Raw genomic sequence first — 12218 nt, forward strand, 5'->3', positions numbered from 1 at the left:
TTTCGATCTTTATTTCTTTCCGCTTGCTTCGTGCCTGTTGTTAGGTTTGTGCCTGACAACGGAAGCGAATTATAGAGATCTCCGCGGTTTGATCAAGCCCTTTTTCAATTATTTATTCTGACTGCTGACTTTATGCTCGAAGCGTATAAAAAAAGGGCAGTTTTCATTAAAAACCGCCCTTTCCACAACAAAATAACTACAATTATTCTTTCTTATCTTCCGGTTTAAAGTCGGCGTCGTCGTCTTTACTATCGCCAATCACGTCTTCCAGTTTTAACTTACCAGCATTTTTAATGGTAAATACAGGCCCAGAAACAGCATAAGCAACAAATAGTATAAATAAAACCAAGGCTGGTTCAGTGGCAACCACTACAAAGGCTAGCACTATAAGTAGAATAACAACAAAGTTTACCTTGCCGCGCCAATCAACGTCTTTAAATGAGTGATACTTAAAGTTGCTCACCATAAGCAAGCCTGACGCTATAGTAACCAATGCCACTAACCAAGAAATATTATCAGGGTTAATTTCATATCTTGCTCCAACCCATACCATGCCAGCTACAATTGCAGCAGCACTAGGTATTGCTAAGCCCTGAAAAAAATTACTGTCGGCTGAACCTAAAGCTGCATTAAAGCGTGCTAAACGCAATGCCCCACCCGCTACAAATATAAACGCAGCCAACCAACCTAGTTTGCCTAAATCATATAATGCCCAGTTGTAAGCTACTAAGGCAGGGGCAACACCAAATGAGACAATATCTGCCATGCTGTCATATTCGGCACCAAACTCACTTTGAGTATTTGTTAAGCGAGCAACACGGCCATCTAGTCCGTCAAAAACCATAGCAACAAAAATAGCTACTGCAGCTTGATGAAAGTCACTATTCATTGATGCCACAATGGCATAAAAGCCAGAAAAAAGGCCCGCTGTTGTTAATAAGTTCGGTAATAGATAAATACCGCGGCGCTTTAAGCCCCGTTGTTGTTGAACTGTCATATAGAATCCCAAATAAGAAGACTGTGATACCCAATTAGGGTATCACAGTCTACACAAGTTCATCCTTGTTTTCTCAGTCGTTATTTCAGCTTAGTTATGGTTAAAGCACCGTCACCTCGGTCGACATTAATCGTATCTCCGGCATTAAATTCACCTGCTAATATCCGTTGTGCAAGTGGGTTTTCTAACTCCTGCTGAATTGCGCGTTTTAATGGTCGAGCACCAAACATAGGGTCAAAGCCTGCTTCTGCTAGTTGCTCCATAGCGGCGTCTGTTAACTCCATTATTAAATCGCGTTCTGCCAAGCGGTCTAATAAACGTTGTATTTGAATAGTAGCAATACGTTTTATATGCTCGCCTGCTAACGGATGGAACACTACTGTTTCATCAACGCGGTTTAAAAACTCGGGGCGAAACGACTGCGCTAGCACCTCAGTTATCATTGCTTTCATTACATCATAGTCAATACTACCGGCATTTTCTTGTATTAACTCCGAACCTAAGTTCGACGTCATAATAATTACCGTGTTGCGGAAGTCGACCGTTCGACCATGACCATCAGTTAAGCGCCCATCGTCTAATACTTGCAGTAAGATGTTAAATACATCGGGGTGAGCCTTTTCAATTTCATCTAACAATATAACTGAATAAGGCCGACGACGAACTGCTTCCGTTAAGTAACCACCTTCTTCATAACCCACATAACCAGGAGGTGCTCCTACTAAACGGGCGACAGAATGCTTTTCCATAAACTCCGACATATCGATACGAACCATGGCTTCTTCCGTATCGAACATAAAGCGTGCCAAGGTTTTGGCTAACTCTGTTTTACCTACGCCTGTTGGCCCTAAGAACAAAAACGAACCTATAGGTCGATCAGGATCACTCAAGCCAGCCCGCGAGCGTCGAATTGCATTCGACACAGAAATAACCGCTTCTTGCTGACCTACCACTGAGTCATGCAACACTTCTTCCATACGCAGCAATTTGTCGCGTTCGCCTTCTAACATTCTGGCTACGGGTATACCTGTCCAACGCGACAGTACTTCAGCTATTTCTTCCTCTGTTACACGGTTGCGTAGCAAGCTCATATCTTGCATTTCAGCTTGTAAGGCAAGATCTAGTTGACGCTCTAACTCGGGAATTCGTCCATATTGCAATTCCGACATACGGTTTAAATCGCCTGCCCGACGTGATATTTCCAAGTCAGTACGGGCTTGATCAAGCATTTCCTTAATATGCTGGTGACCTTGCAATGCCGCTTTTTCAGTTTTCCATATTTCTTCAAGATCAGCATAACTTAATTCATGCTCAGCAAGTTCAGCTTCGAGTGCCTCTAGGCGCTTCTTACTGGCGTCGTCTTTTTCTTTACTTAACGCTTGGCGCTCAAGTTTAAGCTGAATCATGCGGCGCTCGAGACGATCAAGCTCTTCTGGCTTCGAGTCAATTTGCATACGAATGCTAGAGCCCGCTTCGTCAATTAAATCGATTGCCTTGTCGGGTAGCTGTCGGTCACTTATATAACGATGTGATAAAGAAGCCGCTGCCACTATAGCTGGGTCCGTTATTTCTACTGAATGATGCAGTTCATAGCGCTCTTTTAGCCCACGTAAAATTGCAATAGTGTCTTCAACCGTAGGCTCTTCCACTAAAACCTTCTGGAATCGGCGCTCTAAGGCTGCATCTTTTTCAATGTAATCGCGATATTCATCGAGGGTTGTTGCCCCTACGCAGTGTAATTCACCTCGGGCTAAGGCTGGTTTAAGCATATTGCCCGCGTCCATAGCACCGTCGGCTTTACCCGCGCCTACAACCGTATGTAGTTCGTCAATAAAGAGAATGATTTGCCCTTCGGCTTTTTGTAACTCATTTAAAACGGCTTTTAACCGCTCTTCAAAATCGCCACGGTATTTCGCTCCCGCTAATAATGCACCTAAGTCGAGTGACAACACCCGCTTACGTTTTAAACCTTCAGGCACCTCATTATTTACAATGCGCTGAGCTAAACCTTCAACAATAGCCGTTTTACCCACCCCTGGTTCACCAATAAGAACCGGGTTGTTTTTGGTTCGACGCTGTAACACTTGTATGGTGCGGCGAATTTCCTCATCGCGACCAATCACAGGGTCTAATTTGCCCTGCTCTGCTCGCTCAGTCAGATCGATCGTGTATTTGTCTAGGGCTTGACGCTGTTCTTCCGCGTTAGGGTCGTCTATTTTCTGGCCGTCACGAATATCATCAATGGCTTTTTCAATACTTGCTGCTGTTACAGCATTTTGTTTTAAAATGTCGCCTAGCTTGCCACGGTCTTCAACCGCGGCTAAGACAAACATTTCGCTAGCAATATAGGAATCATTGCGCTTTTGCGCGTACTTATCACAAAGGTTAAGCAAATTACCCGTAGCAGCTGAAAGCTGAACTTCTCCGCCTGTGCCTTCTACTTGCGGTAATTCAGCGATAGCTTTGGAAAGCTGTGCTCTTAAATTGTTTAAATTTACACCAACCAACTGCAATAACGGCCGCACCGAACCACCTTCTTGGTTAAGGAGGGCGGTCATTAAATGCACCGGCTCAATAAATTGGTTATCACGGCCTAGTGCTAAAGACTGGGCATCGGAAATAGCAAGTTGGAATTTACTAGTAAAGCGATCTAAACGCATAACGTAACCTCACATTAAAACTTTATTAACTTATATGTGGGTACATTCGATAGGTTTTTCAAGGTTGAAAAGTAAACAATAGGAAGCGTTTCTAACTAAGCTTCTAACCAGAGTAACGACACCATGCGTCCAGTTTGACCGTCACGCCGATAAGAAAAGAAGCGGCTTGCATGCTCAACAGTGCATAGGCCACTAATGCCCACATGGTTTATACCCACGCGGTTTAACTCACTTGTCACTAAGCCGAATAAATCCAGCAACCAACGGTCATTAGAAACTTTAAAATGATTAGCGTAGCTTGGGCTTAACTGTGTCATTGCCAATTTTACGTCTTCACCCACAACAAAATTGTTGGGCCCAATAGCCGGGCCTAACCAAGCATGCAAAGTGTGCAGTGGCGAATCGAAGTTTTCTACAGCGCGTTCAATAATACCGTTGGCTACACTACGCCAACCACAATGTAGCAGGGCAATTTCAGTTCCTGTGGAATTAGCAAGAAACAAAGGTAGGCAATCAGCTGTCATTATTGCCAATACTTGCCCGGCTGTTTGGGTATAACTCGCGTCTGCTTCGGGCGGGCAAGAAAATTCCTGCCCTGTCACTGTCACAATGTCGGCGCCATGGGTTTGGTGTAACCAACGCGGTGCACTGGGCAAGTTCAACTGCTGGTTAACTAGCTGCCTATTGCTTAGCACCGCTGTTGGTTCGTCGCCCACATGCAAAGCTAAATTTAATGATTCATAAGGTGCAGAACTTACCCCGCCAGAGCGAAACGTAGTTATCCCCCTAACCTTGGCGCTTACTTGCCAATTAGGTTCAATACCTCTAATCACTAAATATGTTCCTCTTTGTCTAAGCGCAACGCTTTAATTAGTTTTTGCATGTCGGCAGGCAATGCCGAGGTCCAGGCCATCATTTCGCCACTAACCGGATGAGCAAAAGACAAATGCACCGCATGCAATGCTTGGCGTGGGAAGCTACGCAGTAAATATGCTAGCTCGTCAGTTACATTTGCCGGGGGGCGCGGTCGGCCACCATATTGCGGGTCTCCCACTATGGGATGTTTAATATGCGCCATGTGCACCCGTATTTGGTGAGTGCGGCCGCTTTCCAACCGTAGCCGCAGGTAACTGTGGGCACGTAAACGCTCAATAACACGATAATGTGTGGTAGCGTCTTTCCCTGTTTTTAACACTGCCATGTGGGTGCGCTTAGAAGGATGGCGACCAATTGCAGCATTCACCGAGCCTCCGGCAGTTAATACGCCAACCACCACCGCTTCATATTCCCGAATCACGTTACGCGCTTTAAGTGCTCTGGTTAAGCGCGCGTAGGCTTCCATCGTTTTCGCCACCACCATTAAACCACTGGTTTCTTTGTCGAGTCGGTGCACTATGCCTGAACGTGGAAGCTGTTCTAAATCGGCACAATGGTGCAATAGCGCGTTCAATAAAGTACCGTCGGTATTACCAGCGCCTGGATGCACCACTAGCCCTGCTGGTTTATCAATAACCAATAAAGCGTCGTCTTCGTACACAATATCTAAGTCGATGGCTTGTGCTTTGTTTTCAACTTCTACGGGCTGCTCTGCTGCAATTGTAACTTCCATCCCTGGAACTATTTTTTCACGGGGTTTAGTAACTACAACTCCGTCTAATGTAATCGCACCATTTTGAACCCATTTTTTTAGCAGCGAGCGAGAAAACTCAGGGAACATACTTGCTAATGCTTGGTCAAATCGAAGGCCTAGCGCCTCTTCGGGTATTATTGCGGTCTCGCGAACTTGATTTGTCATATAACTTGCGCTGTGCATCCTCGTTTCGGTACGTTACAATCAGTTAATTGATTTAAGTTTACCCCGATGGGCAGCTTCATCCCAGTGAAATAATAATTAAGGTTGGATAAAAGCATGAGATTAGTTGTTGCGGCTGTGCTCGCAAGCGTTGTTATTCTTAGTGGGTGCTCCTCAAAACCTAAAGAACAGATAATTGAGCGTAGCACTATCGAACATATGTACGAAACCTCGCAAGTGTACCTCGACGTAGGGCGTTTTACTGAAGCAGCTCAGCTTTTAACAGCTATGAGTACTCGGTATCCGTTTGGTCCATACACTCAACAAGTTCAATTAGACTTGATTTATGCACTGTACAAAATTGGCGACCAAGACAAAGCGCTGTCGCATATTGACCGTTTTTTGCAGTTAAACCCAAATCATGCCGATTTAGACTATGTTCGTTATATGCGAGGTTTAGTTTACCAACAGGCCGAATTCAGTATTTTTCAAGATATGTTTAATATCGATCGGTCCGACCGTTCGCCTTATTATGCACAACGTGCCTTCGAAGAGTTTGGCGAATTGTTACGCTTATATCCAAGCAGCGCCTATGCAGCCGACGCCCAAGCACGAATGATTGGTTTAAGTTCCCGCTTAGCCAAGCATGAACTTAGCGTGGCGGAATATTACCAGCGCCGAGGTGCCTTTCTTGCGGCAGCCAACCGAGCTAAAGCAATACTAGAAGCACACCCGAACACGCCTGAGCAGAAACAAGCGTTAGAAATAATGGTTCATAGCTACCAGCAATTAGGTTTAACGGAACAGTCGGAAGACGCCAAAGGCATCCTGCAGGCTAATTTTGCCAACTCACGTGGCTAGTCTGTTTTAACTATGCTTTATATCGAAGGCGCAGCTTACACTGCGTCTTCGTTTTCCTCGCCGGTACGAATTCTAATAACCCGCCGCACGTCACTGACAAATATTTTTCCATCGCCAATTTTACCCGTCTGGGCTGCTTCAACAATGACTTCTAAACAGCGATCAACGTCGTCATCAGCAACAACTATTTCAATTTTCACCTTCGGTAAAAAGTCTACCATGTATTCGGCACCACGGTATAATTCCGTATGCCCACGCTGCCGGCCAAAGCCTTTTACTTCAGTTACGGTCATGCCGGCAATGCCTTCGTCCGACAACGCCGCACGAACGTCATCAAGCTTAAACGGCTTAATAATCGCTTCAATTTTCTTCATCACTAACCCTTGTTTGTTTATACGACGCCAACATGGTTTGCAAGTAACCATGGGTAATAGGAATACGTCGGTCTTTATTAAAGTTCCGCTTGGTTACTTTTGGCCCCACGGCACCTTGCTGGCGTTTGTACTCATTACGTTCTATAAGCTGAATAACACGAATAACATGCTCTTCTGGGTAACCTTGTGCTACTAACATGCTTATACTCATATCTTGTTCAACATAGCCGTCTATAATACCGTCTAATATATCGTAAGGAGGTAACGAGTCTTCATCTTTTTGATCAGGAGCTAATTCTGCCGACGGTGGGCGCACAATCACACGCTCTGGAATAGCCAGCCCCAAGCTGTTCCGATAACGTGATAGGTCATACACTAAGGTTTTAGGTATATCTTTAATTGGCCCGAAGCCGCCGCACATATCGCCATATAAGGTGCAATAGCCTACCGCCAGCTCGCTTTTGTTGCCTGTAGTAAGTAGTAACTTACCGTATTTGTTCGACAGCGCCATAAGCACAGTGCCACGACATCGAGCTTGAAGGTTCTCTTCAGTGGTGTCGCGTGCTGTCTTCGCAAATAAGGGAGTTAACTCTGCCATAAACGAAGTAACCATTGGCTTAATGGGAATAATGTCGAAGGCACAGCCCATGTCTATCGCCTGTTTTTTCGCATCTTCAATGCTTATTTCTGCTGTGTAAGTGTACGGCATCATCACTGTATGCACTTTTTCGGCCCCAAGCGCATCGATTGCAATTGCTAGGGTTAAAGCAGAATCAATACCACCGGACAAACCTAAAATAACTCCAGGGAAACCATTTTTATTAACATAGTCGCGAACCGCCAGCACTAAAGCTTCATAGGTTGCTGCGTGTTCAGATAGTTCAGGCGCTATTTGCCCCGGTGCTATTTGCCCTGCTTCAATAACAACGTGACCAATACGCTCTTCACAATGGGGTAAACGCACACAAAGTTTCCCTGCCTGATCAAGTGCAACTGAATTGCCGTCAAACACTAGCTCGTCTTGGCCACCAATGGCATTTACATATATTAAAGGCACCTTATTTTCTTGGCAGCGAGCAGTTAAAATAGCCATACGTTGTTTATACTTATTTATTTCGTAGGGCGATGCATTAACCGCTAAAATTACATTGGCTCCAGCCGCGCAGGTTTGTTCTACCACTTCAGCCGACCATAGGTCTTCGCAAATCAACAACCCTAATCGATGGCCTTTAAAGTCAATAACCGTAGGCTCGGCACCGGCCGTAAAATTGCGTTTTTCGTCAAACACACCGTAATTAGGCAGGTTCTGCTTGTAATAAGTAGCCAGTATTTGGCCAGCTGAAAATAGCGACACCGCATTATACGTTGCGCCATTTTCTCTAACGGGCAATCCTATTAAGAATGCCTGTTGGTGGGAAAGCTCTAATAGCCGTGCAGTTATTTGTTCAAGCTCAATATAAAGATCTGGGCGGTTCACTAAATCTTGCAGAGGGTAACCGGTTAAAGCTAGTTCAGGAAATACGAAAAGATCACAGTTAGTAGTGCTTTGAATTGCGGTTTCTATTTTTAACAAGTTGCCAGCAAGATCTCCAACTTTAAAGTTCAGCTGTGCAAGTGCCAGCTGCAAAACATGATGTGCCATAAAACCTTTTATCTCCAGTAGGTCTGAACGGCCGAATCATAACGGAACAGCCATTATGGGGCAAATAAGCCTGCAAACTAATTTTCTGACGGCAGTTCGCCTTCCTCATCAAACTGCAGCTCGTCGGGAATAGGTAGTTTGTTACTTGGTTTTTTCGGTCGTTTGCCACGGCCAAGTTTAAAGTCACGCAACTGATATACATAGGCAAGTACCTGCGCAACCGCCATAAACAAACCTTCTGGAATTTCATGGCCAAGCTCAGTGGTATAATAAACGGCACGCGCCAAAGGTGGGTTACTTAATAAGGGTACATTTGCGTCGGTGGCCACTTCACGAATACGGGCGGCTAAGTCGTCAGAGCCTTTTGCTACCACACGCGGCGCATCGCGGCCATGGGGGTCGTATTTTAAAGCTACCGCAAAATGCGTCGGGTTAGTTACCACCACGTCGGCTTGCGGTATGTCTTGCATCATTCGCCGCATTAACATAGAAATTTGCATCGACCGCATTTTAGCCTTTATTTGCGGGTTACCTTCTGCGTTTTTACGTTCATCTTTTACTTCTTGCATGGTCATTTTTAATTCTTTGTGGTGTTTGTGCGACTGATATGGCACATCTATAGCCACAATTAACAATAAGCTAAGAACAAGCAACACAAAAAGGAAAGCTACCAACTTCAAAGCGTCGGCAAAAATAACCGGCTGAATACCTTCCGACAACCTAATTATTTTAGGGAATTGCCACTTCAATAAAAAATAGGAACAAATAGCGATAACAAAAAACTTTCCCACGCCTTTCAGTAGCTCTACCAACGCTTGTGGCCCAAGCATGCGCTTTAAGCCCTTCAACGGGTTCATTTTCGAAGGTTTAGGACTTGCCGCTTCCATAGAGAAATTAAAACCACCCAGCATAATGTTGCCGATGAAAGCACCAAAAACAACAATGCCAAAAAATATCGACATGGGCACAAGCAAAACCTTCCCTACTTGTGGCCACAGCTTAAACATCACGCTTTGATCAAAGCCAGCCTCGCGGTCAAGAGTGAATTGCATGGTCATAATTTCTTCTAAGCCCGACGCAAAATAGGGTGCAGCAATAATTAAAGCCAGTGCAGCCGACAACAACACACCCAAGGTTCCTAATTCTTTAGAACGAGCTATTTGGCCTTTCTCTTTGGCCTGTTGGTGTTTTTTCGCCGTGGGTTCTTCTGTGCGTTCCTGACCGTCATCACTCATTGCTTACTCCTAGCATTGGCCACTGAGAATAAAACAAAGCGCGTCAATTCCGCGATTCCACTGGTTTTCGAAGTGAACAACAAAGTTACCTATAGTCAACCAAAGTACCAGTAGCCCTGACACTAGCTTAATCGGAAAACCAATACTGAATATATTTAACTGTGGCGCCGCCCGAGTCATTACCCCAAAGGCTAAGTTCATAACCAGAATAGAAACAACCGCCGATAAAGCGAAGGTCATGCCAGCTGCAAACATCCAGCTAGCCCAAGTGGCAATATGAAAAAACGCGTCTGCGTCTGGCCCACGCGGACCTATTGGAATTGCATCGAAACTCATAACCACCACACGAACCATCATTAAGTGGCCATCAAAAGCAAGAAACATAAGCGACGCCAACATCAGGTAAAACTGAGCAATTACAGGCACCTGCTGGCCCGAACTTGGGTCTACCATTGCGGCAAAACCTAAACCTATTTGCATCCCTAAAATTTGCCCCGCTATGGCAAATGTATTTATTACCATAGCCGACACAATTCCTAGAATCATACCTATAAGTACTTGCTGAGCAGTAATTATCATGCCCAGTAAAGAAACCGTTTCAAATGAGTATTCAACAGGTGGTAATGCGGGAGTAATGCCCAAGGTAATAGCTATTGCCATAACTACTTTTAAGCGCACAGGAACAGAGCGACCAGACAATAGCGCCATGGTGCTGAACATGCCACCAACACGCACAAGGGGCCAGTAATGTTGTGCTAGCCAGGTAAGAATAACATCAAGCGTAACGTCCATTAGCCAATAACTTCAGGAATGCGCATATACATTCCTATGGTAAATTCCGTTAGCTGCTGAACAAACCAATGACCACCAAAACCTATTGTTGAAATAGTTACCAGCAAGCGTGGTAAAAAGCTTAAGGTTTGCTCGTTAATTGATGTTGCCGCTTGGAATACTGCAACCGCAAGGCCTACTAATAAGCTTGGTATAATAATTGCGCTAACCATTAAAACAACCATGAACAAGGCGTCACGGAAAACGTCGACAAAAACTTCAGGACTCATCGTTACTCCTTATTTGACACACTGAAACCTATAACCCGAAACTACCAGCTAGTGTTCGCATAACCATACTCCAGCCGTCTACCAGCACAAACAGCATAAGTTTAAACGGTAACGACACCAGCATTGGCGATAGCATCATCATACCCATAGCCATAAGTACACTAGCTACTACTAAGTCAATTATTAGAAATGGAATGAAAATCATAAAGCCAATTTGAAAAGCTGTTTTTAACTCGCTGGTAATAAAAGAAGGAATAAGTATCGACATGGGCACTTCTTCAACCCGGTCAATTTCCACGTAGCCGGCAATATCTAAAAAAGTTTCTAAATCCGTTAACCGCGTTTGCGACAGCATGAAAGCCTTTATAGGTGCTTTAGCGCGTTCTACAGCTTCAAGGGGCATTATTTCTTCTGCCATATAAGGCTGTAATGCTTCCTCGTTAATTTGATTAAAAATGGGGGCCATAATAAAAAACGTTAAAAACAAAGTCAGGCCAAGAAGAATTTGGTTTGAAGGCGACGACTGCAGCCCAATTGCCTGGCGAAGAATGGCCAACACAATAATTATTCGGGTAAACGACGTGGTCATAATAACCAACGCTGGAATGAAGCTCAGCGCTGTCATCACCGCTAGTATTTGCAGGGTAACTGAATATGTTTGTGAACCGTCTTCATTGGCGGTCACAGTTACGGCGCTAATACCGCTCTGTTGTGCAAATCCGGTATCAGGTAGCAAAATTGCGGCAAGCGCCAAGCTAATTAGAACAAGGTATTTCATTCGGTTGTGCACCGTTATTGTTGTGATAGACCCATTATTGCCCTCGGCGCATACACATACAAGCGCCAAACATTAGGAGTTGGGCTTTTCCTTTAATAATTCAGCCTCGAATTCAGCAGGCAATTCTTTTATTAAGTTTACGTTATGCGGGGTTACACCAAGTAACAACAAGGAATTACCGGCTTTAACCACCACTACTCGTTCTTTCGTGCTCACCATAGTAGTGCTTAATACACGAATGTGCTGCTTGCGCTGCATTGGCATGCCAACATTAAAGCGTTTCGCCAATAATGCTAAACCAATAATAACGCCCAACACTAGCATTAGCATTAACAACGTAGCGCCAACATCACCCCAAGAAAGAATAGGAGCAGCTTTCACCCCTATACTGCTAGCTTCTGTCGTGGGCATCTTATCTTAACTTCCGAATACGCTCAATTTGGCTAATTACGTCGGTTAAGCGAATACCAAACTTATCATTCACTACCACCACTTCACCATGAGCAATAAGCGTTCCGTTCACTAGTACGTCTAATGGCTCGCCCGCTATACGCTCAAGCTCTACAACCGAGCCTTGGTTTAATTGCAGTAAATTTCGAATGCTTATTTGGCTACGCCCTACCTCCATGGATATAGTTACAGGAATATCCAAAATAGCGTCTAACTTACCAGTTTCTTCTTTTGGTCGGTCTGAACTATCCGACAATTCGTCTAGTTCAGGCGTATGCACGCCGCCTTCTGTTGCAGCTTGCTCAGCTAATGCTGCTTCCCAATCGTCCATTTCGTCACCACTTTTATTATCAATATCATCGCTCATG

The 12218-nt window shown here is 44.7% G+C and carries 13 protein-coding genes; 1 reads left to right on the forward strand and 12 read right to left on the reverse strand.

The features are described 5' to 3' along the window. Positions 1 to 202 precede the first annotated feature (202 nt). The 4 genes from pssA to rluD all read right to left on the reverse strand — a co-directional run bounded on the left by pssA (position 203) and on the right by rluD (position 5452). Entirely contained in the window at positions 203 to 997 is a 795-nt protein-coding gene (gene pssA, locus M1L23_RS11430; protein WP_252627526.1) for a CDP-diacylglycerol--serine O-phosphatidyltransferase, read from the reverse strand. Positions 998 to 1077: 80 nt separating this feature from the next. Then, the gene (clpB, locus tag M1L23_RS11435; protein WP_252627527.1) at positions 1078 to 3657 is read right to left on the reverse strand and encodes an ATP-dependent chaperone ClpB; all 2580 of its coding nucleotides are present in this window, start codon (positions 3655 to 3657) and stop codon (positions 1078 to 1080) included. 95 nt (positions 3658 to 3752) lie between these two features. Next, positions 3753 to 4490 carry a peptidoglycan editing factor PgeF gene (pgeF, locus tag M1L23_RS11440; RefSeq protein ID WP_252627528.1) on the reverse strand — a complete coding sequence of 246 codons (738 nt, stop codon included), beginning with the start codon at positions 4488 to 4490 and terminating at the stop codon, positions 3753 to 3755. Continuing rightward, on the reverse strand, positions 4490 to 5452 hold the full coding sequence (gene rluD, locus M1L23_RS11445) for a 23S rRNA pseudouridine(1911/1915/1917) synthase RluD (protein ID WP_252627529.1): 963 nt from the start codon (positions 5450 to 5452) through the stop codon (positions 4490 to 4492). The genes pgeF and rluD overlap by 1 nt, the downstream gene beginning before the upstream one ends. A gap of 114 nt (positions 5453 to 5566) precedes the next feature. On the opposite strand from rluD, the gene M1L23_RS11450 reads away from it, so the two are divergent. Further along, positions 5567 to 6310, forward strand: a complete 744-nt coding sequence (locus tag M1L23_RS11450) for an outer membrane protein assembly factor BamD (RefSeq protein ID WP_252627530.1) — start codon at positions 5567 to 5569, stop codon at positions 6308 to 6310. Positions 6311 to 6345: 35 nt separating this feature from the next. Here the strand turns inward: M1L23_RS11450 and glnB are convergent, their stop codons facing one another. The 8 genes from glnB to fliN form a co-directional block, all read right to left on the reverse strand. Continuing rightward, positions 6346 to 6684, reverse strand: coding sequence for a nitrogen regulatory protein P-II (glnB, locus tag M1L23_RS11455; RefSeq protein WP_252627532.1), 339 nt, complete (start codon positions 6682 to 6684; stop codon positions 6346 to 6348). Next, complete coding sequence (locus tag M1L23_RS11460) at positions 6671 to 8326, reverse strand: NAD+ synthase (protein WP_252627533.1); 1656 nt, start codon at positions 8324 to 8326, stop codon at positions 6671 to 6673. Before M1L23_RS11460 ends, glnB begins: the two co-directional genes overlap by 14 nt. Before the next feature lie 77 nt (positions 8327 to 8403). Then, positions 8404 to 9561: a flagellar biosynthesis protein FlhB gene (flhB, locus tag M1L23_RS11465; RefSeq protein ID WP_252627535.1), complete on the reverse strand. Its 1158-nt coding sequence runs from the start codon at positions 9559 to 9561 to the stop codon at positions 8404 to 8406. 9 nt (positions 9562 to 9570) lie between these two features. Next, on the reverse strand, positions 9571 to 10353 hold the full coding sequence (gene fliR, locus M1L23_RS11470) for a flagellar biosynthetic protein FliR (protein WP_252627536.1): 783 nt from the start codon (positions 10351 to 10353) through the stop codon (positions 9571 to 9573). Then, a complete protein-coding gene (locus M1L23_RS11475; RefSeq protein WP_252627537.1) occupies positions 10353 to 10622 on the reverse strand; it encodes a flagellar biosynthetic protein FliQ in 270 nt (89 codons plus the stop codon). Before M1L23_RS11475 ends, fliR begins: the two co-directional genes overlap by 1 nt. Positions 10623 to 10650: 28 nt before the next feature. Beyond that, positions 10651 to 11400 carry a flagellar type III secretion system pore protein FliP gene (gene fliP / locus M1L23_RS11480; RefSeq protein ID WP_252627539.1) on the reverse strand — a complete coding sequence of 250 codons (750 nt, stop codon included), beginning with the start codon at positions 11398 to 11400 and terminating at the stop codon, positions 10651 to 10653. 72 nt (positions 11401 to 11472) lie between these two features. After that, entirely contained in the window at positions 11473 to 11811 is a 339-nt protein-coding gene (gene fliO / locus M1L23_RS11485; RefSeq protein WP_252627540.1) for a flagellar biosynthetic protein FliO, read from the reverse strand. 1 nt (position 11812) lies between these two features. Beyond that, a complete protein-coding gene (gene fliN, locus M1L23_RS11490; protein ID WP_252627541.1) occupies positions 11813 to 12217 on the reverse strand; it encodes a flagellar motor switch protein FliN in 405 nt (134 codons plus the stop codon). Position 12218 lies beyond the last annotated feature (1 nt).

Origin of the sequence: Aliidiomarina quisquiliarum (assembly GCF_023922585.1) — a bacterium.
Taxonomy (GTDB): Bacteria; Pseudomonadota; Gammaproteobacteria; order Enterobacterales; family Alteromonadaceae; genus Aliidiomarina; species Aliidiomarina quisquiliarum.